9 protein-coding genes are annotated in these 19,365 nt (G+C 69.5%); 3 read left to right on the forward strand and 6 right to left on the reverse strand.

Features of this window, described 5'->3' with window-relative positions:
• Positions 1-14: 14 nt before the first annotated feature.
• The 4 genes from HEP73_RS21800 to HEP73_RS21815 all read right to left on the reverse strand — a co-directional run bounded on the left by HEP73_RS21800 (position 15) and on the right by HEP73_RS21815 (position 10,005).
• Entirely contained in the window at positions 15-2,768 is a 2,754-nt protein-coding gene (locus tag HEP73_RS21800; RefSeq protein ID WP_255423601.1) for a TonB-dependent receptor, read from the reverse strand.
• A 283-nt stretch (positions 2,769-3,051) separates the two neighbouring features.
• Positions 3,052-4,920, reverse strand: coding sequence for a tetratricopeptide repeat-containing sulfotransferase family protein (locus tag HEP73_RS21805; protein WP_185821537.1), 1,869 nt, complete (start codon positions 4,918-4,920; stop codon positions 3,052-3,054).
• A gap of 195 nt (positions 4,921-5,115) precedes the next feature.
• A complete protein-coding gene (locus HEP73_RS21810; RefSeq protein ID WP_185821538.1) occupies positions 5,116-8,553 on the reverse strand; it encodes a hybrid sensor histidine kinase/response regulator in 3,438 nt (1,145 codons plus the stop codon).
• A 45-nt stretch (positions 8,554-8,598) separates the two neighbouring features.
• Positions 8,599-10,005, reverse strand: coding sequence for a sensor histidine kinase (locus HEP73_RS21815; RefSeq protein ID WP_185821539.1), 1,407 nt, complete (start codon positions 10,003-10,005; stop codon positions 8,599-8,601).
• A 154-nt stretch (positions 10,006-10,159) separates the two neighbouring features.
• On the opposite strand from HEP73_RS21815, the gene HEP73_RS21820 reads away from it, so the two are divergent.
• On the forward strand, positions 10,160-12,061 hold the full coding sequence (locus tag HEP73_RS21820) for a diguanylate cyclase (protein ID WP_185821540.1): 1,902 nt from the start codon (positions 10,160-10,162) through the stop codon (positions 12,059-12,061).
• 152 nt (positions 12,062-12,213) lie between these two features.
• The gene (locus HEP73_RS21825; RefSeq protein ID WP_185821541.1) at positions 12,214-14,640 is read left to right on the forward strand and encodes an AAA family ATPase; all 2,427 of its coding nucleotides are present in this window, start codon (positions 12,214-12,216) and stop codon (positions 14,638-14,640) included.
• Between the two features lie 113 nt (positions 14,641-14,753).
• On the opposite strand, the gene HEP73_RS21830 is transcribed toward HEP73_RS21825, so the two are convergent.
• Both HEP73_RS21830 and HEP73_RS21835 read right to left on the reverse strand, forming a co-directional pair.
• On the reverse strand, positions 14,754-17,153 hold the full coding sequence (locus HEP73_RS21830) for a GH36-type glycosyl hydrolase domain-containing protein (RefSeq protein ID WP_185821542.1): 2,400 nt from the start codon (positions 17,151-17,153) through the stop codon (positions 14,754-14,756).
• Complete coding sequence (locus HEP73_RS21835; protein ID WP_185821543.1) at positions 17,150-18,529, reverse strand: MFS transporter; 1,380 nt, start codon at positions 18,527-18,529, stop codon at positions 17,150-17,152. The genes HEP73_RS21830 and HEP73_RS21835 overlap by 4 nt, the downstream gene beginning before the upstream one ends.
• 150 nt (positions 18,530-18,679) lie before the next feature.
• On the opposite strand from HEP73_RS21835, the gene HEP73_RS21840 reads away from it, so the two are divergent.
• Entirely contained in the window at positions 18,680-19,234 is a 555-nt protein-coding gene (locus tag HEP73_RS21840) for a gluconokinase (RefSeq protein WP_185821544.1), read from the forward strand.
• Positions 19,235-19,365: the final 131 nt, after the last annotated feature.

The following is a 19,365-nucleotide window of genomic DNA, read 5'->3' on the forward strand; positions in this document are numbered from 1 at the left end:
TTGGCCGACATCCCTCAGAACCGATAGGTCGCGCGCATCCAGTAGTAGCGGCCGACCGTGTCGTAGGTGCTCACGTCGGTGTTCGCGTTCAACACGTTGTTCTGGTACAGCACCGGCGGCTGCTTGTTGAACAGGTTGTCCACGCCCAGGTCGAAGCGGATGTTGGCGTCGCCCATGTCGTAGCCCAGCTGCAGCGCGTGGTACATGTAGCTGCCGTAGTTCAGCACCACGCCCTTGTCTGCCGCATCGGCGGACATGTTCTCCGACAGGTCGGTGCTGCCGACCTGGATCTTGCCGACCCAGCGCGTGGTCCAGGTGGCATCCCAGTTGCCCAGCTTCCAGCCGATCTGGCCGCGCGCGCGCCAGCGTGCGTAGTTGCCGTAGGACGAGTTGTACTTGCCGGCCATGTGCACCACCGAATCGCCGGTGTCGATGTCGTAGCGCTGCAGGTAGGTGCTGTCCAGGGCCAGGGTGAACTTGCCGAAGGCGGTTTCCGGCAAGGCGTAGTTGGCGCCGAAGTCGATGCCCTGGGTGTCCAGCTTGCCGATGTTGACCACCGGGGTTTCGATGTAGTCGATGTTGCCGGCGCTGACCGTGCCTGCCGCATAGCGGTGGATGTAGCTGCAGTACGGGCTGCTGTTGTCGTTGTAGCAGATGTTGGCGACGGTCTGCGCGGAGATCGACTGGATCAGGTCGTCGAGCTTGACCTTCCACCAATCGACGTTGAGCGACAGGCCCTGTACCGACTCCGGGCTGTAGACGATGCCGTAGTCGTAGGAGGTGCCCTTCTCCGGCTTCAGGTCGTAGTTGGCGTAGCTCGCCCCGGACACGATCGCGTTGGTCTGCGACAGGCCCGAGCCGGTCCAGCCGGCGGCCACGCCTTCGCAGGCGCTCTCGTGGCCGCTGCCGCTGTAGTCGATGCACGGATCGGTGAAGGTCGGCGAGTTCGCGGTCGGACCCTGGTACAGATCGTAGATGGTCGGCGCACGGAACACCTGCGCCACGGTGCCGCGCACCATCAGGTCGTGGATCGGGCGCCACTCCAGCTGGAACGAGGCGCTGTTGTTGGTCGAGCTGACGCTGCTGTAGTCGGAGAAGCGATCGCTCAGGGTGACGTTCAGCGCGCCGATCGGCGAGGACTGCGCCAGCACCGGGATGAACAGCTGCGCATAGGCTTCCTTCACGCTGAAGGAACCGCTCAACGGCGAGGAGCAGGCCTCGGAGGAGATGTCGCAGGTGTTGTCGCTGTTGATCACTGCATTGCTGGAGACCGTGTAGCCCAGGCTCTCCTTGCGATACAGCGCACCGACCGCCAGCTGCGCGCTGCCGGCCGGCAGCTCCCACACGCTGCCGTTGGCGCTGGCTTCCCACTGGCGGGTGATGCTCGTGGTCTGGTAACGCGGGATCGACTCGTGGCTGTTCATCCAGTCGATGGTGTTGGCATCGGTCTGGTCGAAGATGTTCACTTCGCCCGCATCGATCGCATCCTGCAACGCCGCGTAGTCCACGTAGCCGTGGCTCCAGCTACGCTGCTTGTAGTGGCCGTAGTTGAAGTTGACGTCCCAGACCCAGCTGGTATCGCCGATGCTGCCCTTCAGGCCGAGCACGTCCTGATCGGTGGCGGTGTCGTAGAAGGTTTCGCGCTGGCCCAGCGAGCTGAAGCGGGTGCGGTACTCGTAACCGTCGGGGCCGAACTCCACGCCGAACGGGTTGTACGGATTGTCGGCGGCGATGGTGATGCCGTCGCTCTGCGCATCGAACGGCAGCGGCGCGATCGCCGAATGCGACATCGTGTGGTTGTGGTAGGCGTTGACGTAAGCCTGCACCTTGTCGGTGATGTTGAAGCTGCCGAGCACGAAGCTGTTGACGCGCTGCTGCGGGGTCATCAGCAGGTTCTGCGCCTGGTAGTTGTAGGCGTCGGAGGAGGAGTAGCACTTGTAGCCGCCGCTGCCGTTGCTGGTCATCGCGCCGTTCGCGCTGCAGCCGTTGGCGGCCAGCGTGCTCGCCGGCAGCTTGTAGTAGCCGCTCGGGGTACGGCTGGAACCGCCCTTGTAGACGCTGCCGCTGGACAGGTACATCGCGTCCTTGGAGAACGCGCGATTGGCCGAGGAGATCTCTTTCTGCTTGTTGTAGTCGATGCCGACCACGATGTTGCCGCGGTCCCAGGTCTTGCCGAAGGTGAAGGCGCCGCCCTGGCGCGCGCCGTCGCCGCGGCTGGCCTGGCCGTAGTTGGCGACGAATTCGCCGCCTTCGAAGTTCTTGCGCAGGATGAAATTGACCACGCCGCCGATGGCGTCGGAGCCGTACAGCGCCGAGGCGCCGACCTTCAGCACTTCGACATGGTCGATCATGCTGGTCGGGATCGAGTTGATGTCGTTGTTGAGGATGCGGTGGCCGTCGATCAGGATCAGGGTGCGCTGGTCGCCGAGTCCGCGCAGCGACACGGTCGAGGCGCCGTCGCCGCCGCCGTTGTTGACCTGCGGGTTGGTCGCATCGCCGGCGATGCCGGGCAGCGACTGCATCAGGTCGCCGAGGGTCTGCTTGCCGCTCTGCTGGATCTGCTGGCGATCGACCACGGTGACCGGGCTGGCCGTTTCCACATCCACGCGCCGCACCAGCGAGCCGGTCACGGTGACCCGGTCCAGGTCGACCGCGCCGCTCGCGGAGGTCGCAGCGGTATCGGCGCTCTGTGCGTAGAGCGAAGCGGCGGGAAGCGCCGCCAATCCCAGGCAGATGGCCTGGGCGAGTCTGTTCTTTGGTGCGGACATTGGGAAAACCTCATGTGATGGGCAACAGAACGCCAGCGGTGCACGCGGACGTGAACCGATTCGAATCGCGCTGGGCGCGACGTCTTCGTTGGATGCTTCGGACTTGCGGGCCAACCGGACCGTCAAGCACTTGTTAGTTTTTTATAAGAAAAGTGTTGTTTTGATGTGCCGCATTGCGCCAGCGCTTGGCACAATCGCTACATCGTTCGAAAACATGCGCGTCCACGCGGGTGGACGGCGAAGGCGCCATGGGCGCCCGTGCAGGCGAAACCGCGTGCCCGAATCAGTCGACGCGATAGTCCCAGCGCTGCAGGTAGGGCTGCAGCAGCGGCAGCACCGGCTCGAAGAAGTCGCGATACGGGCGCCAGCGGTCCAGGCCCTTGCGATTGATGCCCTCGACCACCTGCGCATAGCTCGGCGTGCTGATGAAGCCCTTGGCGCGCGCATGGCGTTGGAACTCCAGCAGGCGCTCCGGTTGTTCAAGCTCCAGAAAGCTGCCCAGGCGCGCGACCTGCACCTGCGGATCGGCGACCAGGTCTTCGTAGCGCAGTTCCAGCGCGCGCGGTTGCAGCAGGTCGACGTGGTAGAGCCAGAACGCCATCGCATCGGCATAGCCCTGCGCCAGACGTTGCGCGCTGGAACACAGCACCGCGAAGGCCGGGGAGCGGAACGCCTGCATGTAGCAGCTCAACAGCACGTCGCAGGGATGGCGCAGCGCCAGGATGACGTGCGCGTTGGGGAACAGCCGCTGGATCAGCGGCAGGCGCAGCAGGTTCAGCGGATTCTTGTCGACCAGGCGTTGTCCGGGCTGCAGCTGCACCACGCCGCGTACCGACTGCCAGTAATTGGCGCGCAAGGCTGCGCAAGCGGCATCGTCCAGTTCGCCCAGGCCATCGGGCCAGGCCAGGCCACGGCGCTCGCTGCGCTCGGCCAGCCCTTGCAGGAACGGCCGCTCGTCCATCGCGCACAGCTGCGGATGGGCATCGAGCATCTGTTCCAGCAAGGTGGTGCCGGAGCGCGGGAAACCGACCACGAAGATCGGCGATGCATCGCGCGCGGGGCCCGCCACCGGCAGCGCGGCGGCGTAGCGCGCCGGATCCCAGCGGCGCCGCGCGACCGGCAGCGGCGCCGCGTCCGCCGCGAGCAGCTCGGGCACCAGCGAGGCGACGCCATCGACCTGTCCGGCATGCCCTTGCGCGCAGGCCGCCAGCGCTTCGTCGTGGCGCCCCAGGCGATCGCAGACGCGGGCCATCGCGAACAACAGGTTGCTCTGCTTGCGCGTGTCGGTGGTCGCGTCGATGGACGCGCCGGCGGGCAGCAGGTCGCGCAGCAGCCGGTACGCGGCGTCCCATTGCCCGTCGCGCATCGCCAGCACTGCCAGCGCATTGATCGCATCGTGGCGCGCGTCCATATTCTCGATCCGCTCCGGCGCCGGCAACTGTGCGGCCGCCTGCCGCGCCTCCTCGAGCTGGTTGACGCGCTCGAGCACCAGCACCAGGCGCGACCAGGCGCGTTCCGGTTGCGGCATCGGTCCGGAGGCGCAGGCGCGCAGCATCTCGCAGGCCGCGTCGGTCTGGCCGGCCTGCGACAGCAGCCAGGCCAGTTCCAGCGTGGTCTCCGGATCCAGTGCGGGCCACTGCGGCCAGTGCGCGATCAACGCCTCCACGCGTTGGAAGTCGCCGCATTCGTGGCAGGCCATCGCGGCGTGGACGCTCAGTGGCGCCGATTCCGGCGCCAACGCATGCGCGTCCAGCAGATGCTCGCGGGCGGCGCCGTAGTCGCCGCCGTCCATCGCCAGCAGGCCCAGATTGTGATGCAGCATCGGATCGTCCGGCGTCAGCGCGAGCGCCCGCGCATACGCCTGCCGCGCCTCGGCGAAATCGCGCGCCTCGCGCAAGGCGGTGCCCAGGTTGTTCCAGTGCGCCACATCCTGCGGCTGGCGCTCGGCCAGGGCGCGATACAACGCAGCCGCCTGCGCCGGATGGCCCTGCATCTGCAGGCTCATCGCCAGCAGGCTGCTGGCCAGCGCATCGCCGGGCGCATGTTGCAGGTAGCGGCGCGCGCCTTGCTCCAGCGCCTGCGCCTGTCCGGCTTCCAATGCCGCCAGCAAGGCGGGCAGCGACGGGATCGCGGAATCGTCCGGTGGGGTCATGCGCTGGCGGTCCACGCAGGGCAGGCGGAAAGGGCTGCCACCATAGCCGGGCCGGATCGCGGGTCGCAACGCACGCCGTGCCGGTCGCGGACAAACGATGCACACACTGCGGATACGCGGATGCGCCGCACGGTCAGCGCAGCGCCGGACCCGGCACAGGCATGCGCAGCACTCGCGCGATCGCGCCAACCGGCGCTAATCGCTCTTGATCGGATCGTGATACGCGGTGAGGAAGGCGCGCAGCGAGGCCGGTTTGACCGGCTTGGTCAGCAGCCGGTAGCCACGTTCGCGCGCCTGCAGTTTCAGTTCGTCGCGTCCGTCGGCGGTGAGCAGCGCGCCGGCGACCGGGCCGACCATCGCCTCGCGCAGCGCGTCCAGCGTGTCCAGCCCGTCCAGGCGGTCGTGCAGGTGGTAGTCCACCAGCATCACGTTGGGCGCGCGCGCCGCCAGCAGCAGCGCTTCGTCCACGGTGCTGGCGCAGATCACCTCCACCTGCCAGCGGCCGAGCAGCGCGCGCATGCCGTCGAGGATTTCCTGATCGTTGTCCACGCACAGCACGCGCAGCCCAGCCAGCGAGTCGCTGCTGGCGGCGCTGCGCTGGCGTTGCTGCTTCTGCGGCACCGGCGCCACCCGCGGCACGGCGATCGAGAACATGCTGCCGTGGCCGACCGCGCTGCGCGCATCCAGGTCGTGGCCGAGCAGGCGCGAGATGCGCTGGCAGATCGACAGGCCCAGACCCAATCCCTGCTCGCCCCAGTCGAACGGCTGCTGGTAGCGCTGGAACTCCTCGAAGATCTGCTGCATGTGGTGCTTGGGAATGCCCGGGCCGGTGTCCCACACCTGCAGCTCCAGCGCCGCGCCGCGGCCGCGCATGCCCAGCACGATGCGGCCCTGGCGGGTGTAGCGCAGCGCATTGGCGAGGAAGTTCTGCAGCACGCGGCGCAGCAGGCGGCGGTCGCTGCGCACCCAGATCGGCCGCGCGTACACCTGCATGCGCAGGCCGCGGCCGGCGGCGACCGGGGTGTACTGCGCGGCCAGTTCGCGCAGCAGCACGCTGGCGTCGAAATCCTCGAGCGTCGGACGCATGCCGCCGGCGTCCAGCCGCGACACGTCGAGCAGGCCGTCGAGCAACTCCTCGGCCGCGCGCAGCGAGGCGTCCACGCGCTCGGCCAGGTGCCGCTGCTCCTCGTTCTGGTGCGCTTCGCGTAGCGCGGAGGCGAACAGCCGCGCCGCGTTGAGCGGCTGCAGCACGTCGTGGCTGATCGCGGCCAGGAAGCGGGTCTTGGACTGCTGCGCCAATTCGGCCTCGCGCGAGCGCTCGGCCACGCGCTGCTCCAGCGTCTCGTTGGCTTCCAGCAGCGCCTGCTCGGCGCGCTTGTAGTCGGTGATGTCGTTGTAGCTGGTCACGTAGCCGCCGCCGGGCAGCGGCTGGCCGCGCATCTCGATCACCTTGCCGTCGCTGCGGGTGCGCTCGAACACGTGCGAGGTGCCGGCGCGCAGATGCGCGATGCGGCGGCCGATCTGGTCCTCGATGCGGCCCTCGCCCAGTTCGCCGCGCTCGGCGTTGTAGCGGATCAGGTCGGCGACCGGGCGGCCGACATAGAGCATGCCGTCGGGATAGCCGAACATCTGCTGGTAGCGCCGGTTCCACGCGGTCAGGCGCATCGCCGGATCGACCACGCTGACCCCGGCGCTGATGTTCTCCAGCGTGGTGGACAGGATCTCGCGGTTGAAGCGCAGTTCCTGTCCGGCCTCGTCGAGCACCGCCACCACTTCGCCCAGGTCCATGCCCGAACCGCGCAGCAGGCTGGTCAGCACCAACCGCGCCGAGGCCGCGCCGATCGAGGCGGCGAGCAGGCGTTCGGTGAACTGCACCCAGACGCGGTCGGCCACCGCGTTGGGCTGCGGCTCGCGGCCGAGTAGTTGCGCCTGTTCGGCGAAGGCGCGGCGGGCGTGACGCTCGCCGACCATGCGTTCGGCCAGCGCCTGCAGGTCGACCACCTGCACCTGCCCGAGCCAGACGCCGGCCACCGCCGGCCGCTGCGAATACGGCTCCAGGAACGGCGCCGCACGCAGCCGCTCGTCCAGGCCTGGGCGCCAGCGCGCCGACACCAGCATCATCGTGCCGACGTTGAGCAGCAGCGACCAGAACGTGCCGTGCGCCAGCGGATCCCAGCCGCTCATGCCGAACAGCTGCTGCGGGCGCAGCCAGGAAATACCGAACGGCCCATCGTGCAGCCATCCCGGCGCCAGCCAGCCGGCCTGGGTCATCGCCGGCAACAACAAGGTGTAGATCCAGGTACCGAAGCCCAGCAGCATGCCGGTTTCCACGCCCCTGCGGCTAGCGCCGCGCCAGTACAGCCCGCCGATCACGCCCGGCGCGAACTGCGCCACCGCGGCGAAGGCCATCAGCCCGTACGAGGCCAGCGAGCTGTCGTTGCTGCTGCTGCGGTAGTAGCCGTAGGCGATCAGCGCCAGCAGCAGGATCGCCAGGCGGCGGATCCACAACACCCGCGAGGCGACGTCGGCGCCGGCCGCCTGGTGCCCGCGCCGGCGCAGCAGCACCGGCATCACCAGGTCGTTGCTGATCATCGTCGCCAGCGCGATGCTGGAGACGATGACCATGCCGGTGGCGGCGGAGAACCCGCCCACGTAGGCGACCAGCGCCAGCGCGGTGCGGCCCTCGGCCAGCGGCAGCGCCAGCACGATGCTGTCGTGCGCCACCTCGCCGGAGTGGCCGAACAGGGCGATGCCGGCCGCGGCGATCGGCACCACCATCGCCGAGATCACCACCAGGTACAGCCCGAACAGCCAGCGCGCCTTGCGGATGTCGCCGATGTCGCTGCACTCCACCACCGCCACGTGGAACTGGCGCGGCAGGCACACGACGGCCAGGAAGCTGAGCAGGGTCTGCGAGATGAAGCCGACCGGCGGGGTGTTCTGGAACAGGGTCTGCGCCGACTGCAGCACGCGGCCGTCGCGGCCGCTCAGCCACACGTAGGCGAACACGCCGACCGCGACCATCGCCAGCAGCTTGACCACCGATTCCAGCGCGATCGCCAGCATCATGCCGTGGTGGTGTTCGGTAGCATCCACCTGGCGGGTGCCGAACAGGGTCGCGAACAGCGCCATCAGCAGCGCCACGTACAACGCCGGATCGGCATAGAACGGCGCCCCGGCGCTGGACTGGCCGCTGAGCACCTGCAGGCTCATCGCCACCGCCTTGTACTGCAGCGCCAGGTACGGCACCACGCCGATCAGCGCGATCACCGCCACCAATGCCGCCAGCCGCCGCGAGCGGCCGTAGCGCGAGGAAATGAAGTCGGCGATGGACACCGTGTTCTCGCTGCGCGCGATCAGCGCCAGCCGTTCGATGATGCGCCAGCCGAACAGCAGCAGCAGCAACGGCCCCAGGTAGATCGGCAGGTAGCCGGCGCCGTTGCGCACCGCGCTGCCGACCGCGCCGTAGAACGTCCACGACGAGCAGTACACCGCCAGCGCCAGGCTGTACACCGCCGGGCGCAGCCACGGCCGCTCCGGGTACAGCGGCCGCCGGTCGCCCCACCACGCCACCGTGAACAGCAGCGCCGCGTAGCCGACCGACACCAGCAGCAGGATCCAGCTAGAAACCAAGGGCGAGGTCCCCGGTGCGTTCGCCGCAGTCTAGCGCGGCGCCGCTCACGAGGCCGCCGCCGCGCCGGCGTGCAGCGGCAGCCGCAGGCGGAACACGCTGCCCTGCCCGGGCGCGCTCTCGACCAGCAACGCGCCGCCGGCCGCGGCGATCAGGTTGGCGCTGACCGCCAGCCCCAGGCCGGTGCCTTGGCCGCTGGGCTTGGTGGTGAAGAACGGCTCCAGGCAGCGCGCACGCACGTCCTCGCTCATGCCGTGGCCGCTGTCGCGCACCGCGATCTCCAGCGTGGCATCGGGCCGCGGCGCCAGGGTCAGCTCGAACTGCCCGCCCTCGGGCATCGCCTGCTGCGCGTTGGCGGCGAGATTGAGCAGGATCAGTTCCAGCTGCGCGCGGTCGAAGCGCACCGGGCACGGCGCCTCGTGCAGCTGCAGATGTACCTGCACGCCCAGGCCGAACAACTGGTCGAACATCGGGCGCATGCCGGCGATCGTCTCGGCCGGTTCGAACACTTCCAGCCGCGTCGCTTCGTGGCGGCTGAAATCCAGCAGCTTGCGGGTCACCGCCGCCGCGCGCCGCGCCGCCGCATCGGCGCCCTGCAGGGCGGCCTTGAGCTGCTGCGGATCGTCGCTGCGCCGCGCGCGCGCGGCATAGCCCATGATCAGGCTGAGCAGATGATTGAAATCGTGCGCCACGCCGCTGGCCAGGCGGCCGACGCTCTCCATCTTCTGCGCATGCACCAGCTGGTCGCGCGAACGCTCCTTTTCCTGCATCTCCAACTGCAGCCGGTCGCGCGAGCGGGCCAGATCGTTGCCGCGCTTGCGCGCCAGGTCCAGGCTCTCGCGCAGCGCCGCCACCGACTGGTCCAGCACCACCGCGGCGATGACGAAGCCGGCGATGCCGAGCATCGCGCTCTCCACTAGCCGCGGCATCAGCGTGGGCATGAAGAACGAGCGGGTCGCGTCGCGCCAGGCACCCAGCGCCACCACCAGCACCAGCCACGCCACCGCGCCCCACAGTGCGCGCCGGCTCAACAGCAGCCCGCCGATCAGCACCGGCAGCAGTTGGCTCAACTGCCCGCGCAGCTGCGCTTCCAGCCCCCATCGCACATAGCCCACGCTCAGCAGCGCCAGGCTCACCACCACGAACATCCGCGCCGCCCACAGGAACGCGCCGCGCCGCAGCAGCACGAAGCAGGCCCACATCGCCAGCGTGTTGGCCGCCGCCAGCCACAACGCGACCGGGTCCATGGCCGCGCCGATCCGCCCCCAGGCGAGCAGCATCGCCATCGGCTGGTACAGGCCGACGAACGCCAGCACCAACTGCAGCATCGCCGCGTTGCGCCGATCGACCTGATCGGTGACCGGAACGTCGCGCCACCAATGGCGCAGGCGCGCCAGGACGCCAGCGGCGCGCGGCGTGGGCGAGAGGGAAGCGGAGGCGGGACGGAGCGTCATGTACGGACCGGCAGGAAGCGCACCGACGGGCGGATGCGGACTGCGGCTATATTAGCGACCTCCGTTCCCCCGCTGGCTGCTGACGCAGCGCCGAAAACCATGGCGCGGCGTGCATGGCGGGCCGATCCATCGTTCGACCGCTGGATACCTTTCGATGATGTCGTGTCGCTTCAAGCGCTTTGGCCGATTGCTGCTCCTGACCGCCGCGAGCTTGCCGGTCGTGCCGGTGCTGGCGCAGACCATCCCCGGTGGCGATCCCTACGAGGGACCGCTGCAGCGCTGCCGCGCGGACCTGGGGCAGCAGCCGCAGGCGTCGCTGCGCGTGGCCAGCGACCTGCTGGCCAAGCCGGAGCTACCGCTGCCGGTGCGGGTGATGGCCACGGGCTGCCTGGCGACCGCGCAACAGTTGGTGGGCGACAGCGCGAAGGCGACCGCGTCCACCGAACGCCTGCTGGCCCTGCTGCAGACCCCGGGGCTGCCGCCGATCGTGCACAACAACGAGCGCCTGCAGGCGGCGATGCTGCTGCAGCAGTTGGGTCAGTTGCCGCGTGCGATCGCGCTGATGGAGCAGATCCAGGCCGACGCGGTGGCCGCCGGCGATCTCGCCATGCAGATCAACGCGCTGATATCGATCGCGCTGATGCGCGGCGCTCTGGACGACCCCGAGGGCGCACTGACCTACTTCCAGCAGGCGAACGCGCTGTCGGAGCGGCTGCAGCGGCCGCCGGCGACGGGCGATATGGTGCTGCACTACAACTATGCCTATACGCTGCTGGTGCTCAAGCGCTACGACGAGGCCGATCGCGCGTTCGAGCGTGCCACGCAGACGGGCACCCAGCTGGGCAATCAGGACGTGTTGCTGAACCGCATCGTCAGCCATCGTGGCGAGATCCAGCGCGCCAGCGGCCACCTCGAACGCGCCGAGCCGCTGGTGCAGCAGGCACTGCAATGGCAGCAGACGCATGGCGATCGACAGGGTGCCGTGGTCAGCCTGCATCGCCTGGCGCGGCTGCGCCTGGAGCAACGGCGCAATGCCGACGCGCTGGCCTACGCCGAACAGGCGCAGGCATTGGCCGTGCGCGGCAACTACATGGTCGAAATTCGCGACGGCCTGGATGTGCTGGGCGAGGTCCATGCCACGCTGGGCGATAGCGCCGCGGCCGCGCGCGACGCGCAGCAGGCGCATGCGATGGACCGCGCCAAGGCGCGCGGCGAAACCTACGCTGCGCTGGCCAATCTGCAGGCCGCCGCAGCGCAGACGCCACGCAGCGTCGATGCGCGCGTGGCGCGCGCCGACAACACCGGCACCGTCGCGATCGGCCTGGCCCTGGCAGTGACCCTCGGTGCGGTGCTGGTGGTCCTGTACCGGCGCCGCCAGCGCCATGCGCTCGACCTCGGCCAGCGCGACCCGCTGACCGGGCTGTTGAACCGGCCGGAGGCCGAGCGCCGCATGCAGGCGCTGTTCGCCGTTGCGCCGGAGCAGGCCGGCGACGCCGACAACCGCTGCGCGCTGCTGCTGGTCGACGTGGACGGGTTCAAGGCCTTGAACGCGCGCTACGGCCACGCCGCCGGCGACCGCGCGCTGCTGGCGCTGGCCACCTGCCTGCGCGAAAGCTGCGACGCCGACGACCTGGTCGCGCGCTGGGGCAGCGAGGAATTCCTGGTGGTACGCGCGGACACGTCGTCGGCCGCGGCCTTCGCGCTGGCCGCGCATCTGCGCGGCACGGCGGAACGCCTGCGCGTGGACGCCGGCCAGGGCGAGCTGCTGCCGTTGACGGTGTCGGTCGGCGTGGCGCCGTTCCCGCTGTTCCATCGCCCCGATGCGCGCTTGCAGGACAGCGTGGCGCTGGCCGAACGCGCGGTGCAGGCGGCCGGGCATGCCGGAGGCAACGCCTGGGCCGGGTTGTGGGGCGTGCAGGGCGATGCGGCGACCACGCCGCAGCAGGTCCTGCAGGATCCGCTGCAGGCGCGTGCGCAAGGCTGGGTCCTGCTGGACGGCAGCGATCCGTTGCTGTGGACGCGCGCGTTCGATGCGCCGGCACCGCGGCGCGCGTGAGCGCGTGCGGATGCGGCGCGGTGCCGTGGGTTTGCGGCCGCCGTACCCTCACCCCAACCCCTCTCCCGAGGGGAGAGGGGCTATGTTCCGGCAGTGCCGCGCGTGCGGCAGGCTAAGATTCGCGCAGTGAACGCCCGCGCCCGCCCAGACCGATGACGTCCATCCCAACCGAGTCGCGGGCGGGCTATCTGCAGCAGCAACGGCTGCGGCTGCAGACGCAGTTGCAGCAGGCACAGGTGCGGCAGGCCGCTGCCGAGGCCGAGGTGGCGCGGCATCTGCCGGCGGTGGAACAGGCCGTGGCCACGATCCGCCGCGACTTCGTCGCGCAGGCCGCGCAGGCCGCGAGCGCGGTGCTGCGCCGCGAACGCCGCCGCGCGTGGTGGCCGGCGCTGCTGTTGCGCCCGCTGCTGCCGGACTGGCGCTGGCGGCTGGCGCTGCTCGTCTTCCTGCTGCTGGCGCTGCCGTGGATGAGCGCGCACTGGCTTGGCGACGCGCGCGGCTATCTGGACTGGTGGCGCCAGCTGGGCCTGCAGCGCGACACGCTGGACCTGCTGCAGCGCGTGCTGCCGTCGCTGCTGACGTATGCGCTGCTGGTGATCGGCGGTGCGCAACTGCTGGCCCGGCACGTCAGCCATAACGAACGCGCGCTGCTGAGCGGTTTCGCGCAACGGCCGCTGGCGCTGCTGCAGTTCGCCAGCGACAGCCGCCACGACGCCGCCTTTCCGTACCGCGTCACCCGCGCGCCATGGCCGCTGCGCGAGCTGCAGGGCCGCTGGCAGATCGCCGCGGCGCACGGCGACCTGTTCGGCGCGCGCATGCTGGCGCTGCACGATGGCGCCGAGCCGGAACCGCAGGTGCAGGCACTGCTGGTGCTGCCGGACGCGTCCCACCCCGCGGCGCTGATCCCGATCGCCGACGCACTGGACGCCGAGGCGCAGGCGCAGTTGCACGACCTGGCGCTGGCCGTGGCGACCAGCGCGGCGGCCGAGTCGCAGCCGATCGCCGAACTGCACCGGCACGTGGACGCGTGGATGGAAGCGCGCAGCCAGCAGCGCATGCTGCAACAGCGGCTGCAGAGCATGGACGCCATCCACCGCCATTGGGCCGACGTGGCGCTGCCCGACAACACCCTGGACCAGATCCTGAAGCTGGTGGACCTGTTCGTGTCCGGGCGCACGCCGGCACCGAAGGGCATGCTGCTGCACGGCCCGCCGGGCACCGGCAAGACCCTGATCGCGCGCAAGCTGGCGCGCCATGCCGGTTGCCATTTCGAAGCGCTGGGCGTGGCCGACCTGAAGGCCGCGCACGTCGGCCATACAGGCCCCAAGGTGCAGGCGATCTGGCAGCGCTGCCGCGCCAAGGCGCCGGCGATCCTGTTCATCGACGAATGCGAGAGCGTGTTCGCGCGCCGCGGCGGCGTGGACAGCGACAGCTTCGGCGCCGAGCTGGTGCAGACCTTCCTCGCCGAATGGGACGGCTTCCACGAAGCGCGCGGCCAGGTGCTGGTGATCGGCGCGACCAACCGCCCGGAACTGCTCGACGATGCGGTGATGTCGCGCTTCACCGCCAGCATCGGCATCGGCCTGCCCGATGCCGCCGCGCGCGCGCGCATCCTCGGCGGCGAACTGGAACGCGCCGGTTTCGCGCTGGCGCTGGACCCGCGCGTGGTCGCCGACAGCAGCGGCCTGTCCGGCCGCGACCTGCACACGCTGGTGGCGCGGGTCGCCGCCGAGTGCATGGACGGCGAACTCGACGGCGAGGCGCTGCTGGCGCAATTGCGCTTGCTGCGCGGCAAGGGTTCCACGCGGGTGACGCCGCTGGACTGGAACGACATCGTGCTGCCGGCGCCGGTGATCGAGGAATTCGTCGGCCTGGGCAAGGAACTGCGCAATGCCGAGACGCTGGCCACGCTCGGCGTGCCGGTGCCGCGCGGGATCCTGATGTACGGCCCGCCCGGCACCGGCAAGACCCAGCTCGCGCGAATCCTGGCCAGCCAGTCGGGCCTGGCCTTCATCGCCCTGACCGGCGCCGACCTCAAGGCCGCCTACCTGGGCCAGTCGGGCCAGCGCGTGCAGGCCGCGTTCGAGCGCGCGCGCGCGCAGGCGCCGTGCATCGTGTTCGTCGACGAGATCGACATCGTCGCCCCGGCGCGCGGGGCCGACGGCGACGATGCGCTGACCCGCGAGATCGTCGGCCAGCTGCTGCAGGAACTGGACGGCGTCGCCAGCCAGGCCGGGCAGGTATTCCTGCTGGCCGCCAGCAACCATGCCGCGGCGATCGACCCGGCGCTGCTGTCGCGGCTGGACCGGCAGATCGAGATCGGCCTGCCCGACCGCGCCGCACGCGGCGCGATCGTCGCGCGCCTGCTGCACGGCAAGCCGCTGGCGTTCGACGCGGCAGAAGCGGGTGAATGGTTGGCCGAACGCAGCGAAGGCCGCTCCGGCCGCGACCTGCAGACCTGGATCAGCCGCGCCATGCGCCGCGCCGCGCGCCGCGCGCTGCTGGAAAGCGACAATGCGGCGAACACCCGGCTGCAATGGGACGATCTGATCGAAACGGCGGATGCGGTGCGCGCATAGAGGCTGCTGGTCGCGGCTGAAGCCGCTCCTACAGGAGCGGCCATGCAGCCGGCCAGGTGCACTGTAGGAGCGGCTTCAGCCGCGACCAGACACCATCCGCAGCCCGATCGCCCTCACCCCTCCGGCAACATCACCTCGACCCGATAACGGCGGCCGCGCTCGATGCCCTCGATCCGCGCCACGTCCAACACCTGCCCGTCCACGCTGACCTGCGGCGCAACACAGCCCGCATCGCGCTGCATGCGCACTTCGAACACCGCCCCGCGAAACTGGCGCTGCACCGTTGCCTGCTTCCAGTGCGACGGCAACTGCGGGCGCACGCACAGCGCCTCGCCCTCGCCTTTCAGCCCGAACAAACCCTCGATCAAACAGCGGTACAGCCACGCCGCGGTGCCGGTGTTGAACAGCTGACTGGAACGGCCAGCGGTGCGCGGCAGCTCGCGCCAGGCGCCACGGTAATAGTTCGGCACGAACACCGGCAGCTGGCCGCGCTGCAGGTAGTCGGCCATGTCCGGCCCCGGGATCATCGCGCGCAGCACCCGCCAGGCGCGGTCGGGCTCGCCGATCGCGTACAGCGCATGCAGGTAGAACGCGGCGGCGTGGTTGTAGACCGACCCGTTCTCCGCCGAACCCGGATGCTTCTGCGTCAGCCGGCCCACATCCTCGCGCATCGCGGTATACGGCGGCGCCAGCATGGTCGGCCCGTACGGCGTGTCCAGCTGCGCATCGACCGCCTGCAGCAGGCGTGCGCGCCGATCCGCATCGGCGGTGCCGGCGAGCAGCGCCCAGCTCTGCGGATTGAGATAGATACGGCCTTCCGCATCGTCCTTGATGCCGAAACGCACGCCGTCGTCGGTGATGCCGCGTGCGTACCAGTCGCCGTCCCACAATTCGCGATTGACTGCGGCGTTGACTTCCGCCGCACCGGCGCGCCATGCGGCCGCCTGCGCATGGCGGCCATGGCGTTCGCAGAGCGTCGCCCACAGCTGCAGCGCGTAGGCGGTGGCCACCGACAGCCAGCCGGACACGCCGCGGCCGCGGTAGCCGACCATGTTCATCGGGTCGCACCAATCGCCCTGCGCGATGTAGCTCAGCCCGCGCGCATCGCGGGCGCCGAGCAGCCAGCGCATCGCCGCATCCAGCCGCTCGGCGACGCTGGCGCCATGCCCGTCGGTACCGACCACGGTCTCGTCGAGCAACGCCGCATCGCCGGTCTCGTCCAGATACGCCGACAGAAACACCGGCAACCACACGCAATGGTCGGTGTGCGGCACCTGGTTGATGTATTTGAGCTCCGCGCCTTCGATCAGCAGGATGCCGTCCGGCATCGCGCCGCTGGCTTCCTGCTGCGACAGCGCATGCAGCAGCGCCGCGCGCGCGGTCTGCGGGCGCAGGAAGCTCATGCCCATGTGGTCCTGCAGGAAGTTGCGGGTCTGCGGATCGGTGGTCAGGCGATTGACGTCGCCGTGGTAGAACACCTGCCGCGGCAGCCAATGGTTGACCAGGTTGTCCAGGCACGGATCGGGCGTGGCGATGTGCAGGCAGCCGGCCGCCTCGGCCAGATAATCGCGGTACGCGTCGGCCGCTTCGGCGAAGCCGGCCGCGGACAGATAGCGCTGCCGCAACGCCGCGATCTCGGCATCGTCGCGTGCCGGGCCGAACAGGAAGCGCAGCGTGTGCTCCTGCTGCGGCTGCAGCGTCAGGCAGTATTGCAAGGCCGCGGTCGGCGTTTCGTAGCGCGCATCGTTGCCGCCCAGCCGCGGCTGCAGCACCGCGCTCGGCGCGTGCAGGCCGCCCTCGCCCTCGAACGCCGATTGCCGCGCATCCCAGGCATCGGGCAGCTGCTCGTGCAGCAGGAAGGTGCAGTCCTTGAAGTCGCGGTTGCGGAAATAGTCCTCGACCTTCTGATACGGGGTGACGCTGCGGCACACGATGCCGCCCAGGTCGGCACGATACTCGCCACTCTGGTGCATCCACGACATGTAGCCGACCGGGAAATACGCATACAGCGCGATCCGCCGCGCGCGCCCATCCAGATTACGCACCTGGCACTGCCACAGCTCGACCGTGTCCTCGACCGGCAACTGCAGGCGTACCTCCACCTCGATCTCGGCGTAACGCACGCACCAGACGATGTCGCGCTTGCCGACCGAGAAGCGGAACGCCTGCGGCGTCGCCCGCACCGGCTCGTACGGCACCGAATAGACCGCGCCGCTGTCCTCGTCCTTCAGATAGAAGAAGCGCCCCGGATGATGCGCGTAGTACGGCTGCTCCGGCTGCATGAAGGTCCTGGCCTCCAGGTTCGGCGCATGCGCGTACTTGGCCGGCTCCGGCTGCATGAATTGCGCGGTGGCGTAGCCGCGGCAGGTGGCCTGGATCATCATCCGCCGGTTCCACAGGAAACCGCCGGCATTGGGCAGGGCCGTCGGGCTATGCAGCTCGTAGCGTTCGCCGTCGGCGCTGGGCGCCAGCACATCGGTTACCTCGCGGGTTGCGTCATTGCCAACGCTCATGCGCTTGCTTCCTCCGCGGCGCGCTTGCGTGCGGCCAGTTCCTGTTGAATGCGTAACAGCGCCGCATCGTCGAGCGGGTAGAACCGCATCGTCCACGCCGCCAGGAACGCGACCGCACCGGGGATCACCGTCAGCAGCAGCACGATGCCCAGCTGCGAGGCATCGCTCTGCGCCTGGTTGGCCACATAGCCCATGCCCGCCAGCATCCACGCGATGCAGGCCGAGGCCAGCGCGCCGCCGAGCTTCTGCGAGAACGTCGCCGCCGAGAACGTCATCGCGGTGGCGCGGCGCCCGGTCTTCCATTCGGTGTAGTCGGCCGTGTCGGCGTACATCGAGAACGCCAGCGGCGATTTCGGCCCTAGCGCCAGGCCGATCAGCAGGTTGATCGCGAACAGCGCCCAGATCGCATCGCGCGGGATGAAGAACATCGCGCAGCTGAGCACGCCGACCACGGCCATCAGCAACATCATCAGCCGGCGCTTGTCGAACAGCCGGGTCAGCAGCGGCGTGGCTGCCGCGCCGACCGCCAGCGCTATCGAATAGCTGCCCAGGAACCAGCCTGTCAGGTCGGGGCGGCCGACGTAGTACTTGAAGTAGTACACGCCGGCGCCGGCGCGCATGACAATGGTGATCATGATGATCAGGGCCAGCGCGAACAGCACCCGCCATGGCGGATTGCGCAGCAGATCGGCGATGTCCTGCAGCACCGGCGTGCGCGGCTGCGGTAGCGGCTGCACGCGCTCGCGCGTGGTCGCGAACACGATCGCGAACAGCGCCGCCGCGGCGATCCCATAGACCAGCATGGTGCGTTGCCAACCCTGCGCATCGTCGCCGTTGCCGAACCAGCGCACCATGTCCAGCGTGGCGTAGTTGACCAGCGTGGTGCCGGCGAAGGCGGCGATGAAGCGGAAGCTGATCAGCGTGGTGCGCTGCTGGCTGTCGGCGGTGATCACCCCCGACAGCGCCGAATACGGGATGCTGATCACCGTGTACATCAGCATCATCGCGCCGAAGGTGGCGTAGGCCCAGACCAGCCGCCCGCCCTGGCCCAGGTCCGGCGTGGTGTAGGCCAGCACCCCGCTGGCGGCCATCGGCAACGCGGCGAACAGCAGATACGGCCGGAACTTGCCCCAACGCGAGCGGGTGCGATCGGCGATCGCGCCCATCAGCGGATCGGTGACCGCATCGACCACCTTGGTCAGCAGGATCATCGTGCCCACCGCCGCCGCCGGCAGGCCCATGGTGTCGGTGTAGAAGATCAGCAGGAACGCCGAGATGTTGGCCCAGTAGAAATTGAAGCCCATGTCGCCGACGCCATAGCCGACCTTCTCGGTCCAGCGCAGCGGGGCATCGGCGCGTTGCGGCGGTGTGGGCATCGGCGATCCTGTCGGGTGGTCATGCGATGATGGAACGGCGCAAGGCGCGCTGCGCCGATCGTGGCGTGCCGACGCTACACCACGCTGCGCGCGTCGCCAACGCCGGCGCACGCATCATGCCAAACCCCCAGCAAGGTATAACCGCTCGTGATGGACGCGACATCCCAGAATTCCTTGCCGCAGCGCAGCGAAGCCATCGTCGTGATGGGCATTTCCGGCAGCGGCAAGACCAGCGTCGCGCAGGCGCTGGCCACGCACTACGGCCTCGCGTTCCTGGACGCGGACGATTTCCATAGCGCCGAGGCCAAGGCGCAGATGGCGCGCGGCGTGCCGCTCACCGATACGCAGCGTGCACCTTGGGTTGCGGCACTGGCGCTGCGCCTGCGCGAGTCGATCGACGCCGGCCGCAGCGTGGTGCTGGCCTTCTCCGGGCTGCGCCGCGCGCACCGACAGCAGCTGCGCGACAGCGGCGTGCCGATGCGTTTCGTGTTTCTGCATGCGGCCGCGCACGTGATCGCCGAGCGCCTGGCGCGGCGCAGCGGCCACTTCATGCCGCCCGGTCTGTTGCAGAGCCAGATCGACGCGCTGGAACTGCCGCTGGAGGAGCCGGACGTGCTCTCGGTGGACGTGGACGCGCCGTTCGATGCGGTGGTGGCGGATGCCATCGCACAGCTGGATGCCGCGCCCGACGTTGCGCTTGGGTAGCTGTCTAGTGGACATGGCTCATGGACAGGATCCAAGCGTGTGGGGTGACGCCAGATTCCGACACCTCCGCCCTCCCGATGTCCTAGGAATGGCTGCGGCGGCGATGACGGCACTCCACAAGTGCATTCTTC

Origin of the sequence: Xanthomonas sp. GW, assembly GCF_014236815.1 — a bacterium.
GTDB lineage: Bacteria > Pseudomonadota > Gammaproteobacteria > Xanthomonadales > Xanthomonadaceae > Xanthomonas_A.

Coding starts and splice junctions, on each gene's coding strand:
- HEP73_RS21840 (WP_185821544.1), top strand. CDS start 18,680: ATGGACGCGACATCCCAGAATTCCTTGCCGCAGCGCAGCGAAGCCATC.
- HEP73_RS21815 (WP_185821539.1), bottom strand. CDS start 10,005: ATGACGCTCCGTCCCGCCTCCGCTTCCCTCTCGCCCACGCCGCGCGCC.
- HEP73_RS21820 (WP_185821540.1), top strand. CDS start 10,160: ATGATGTCGTGTCGCTTCAAGCGCTTTGGCCGATTGCTGCTCCTGACC.
- HEP73_RS21830 (WP_185821542.1), bottom strand. CDS start 17,153: ATGAGCGTTGGCAATGACGCAACCCGCGAGGTAACCGATGTGCTGGCG.
- HEP73_RS21835 (WP_185821543.1), bottom strand. CDS start 18,529: ATGCCCACACCGCCGCAACGCGCCGATGCCCCGCTGCGCTGGACCGAG.
- HEP73_RS21805 (WP_185821537.1), bottom strand. CDS start 4,920: ATGACCCCACCGGACGATTCCGCGATCCCGTCGCTGCCCGCCTTGCTG.
- HEP73_RS21800 (WP_255423601.1), bottom strand. CDS start 2,768: ATGTCCGCACCAAAGAACAGACTCGCCCAGGCCATCTGCCTGGGATTG.
- HEP73_RS21825 (WP_185821541.1), top strand. CDS start 12,214: ATGACGTCCATCCCAACCGAGTCGCGGGCGGGCTATCTGCAGCAGCAA.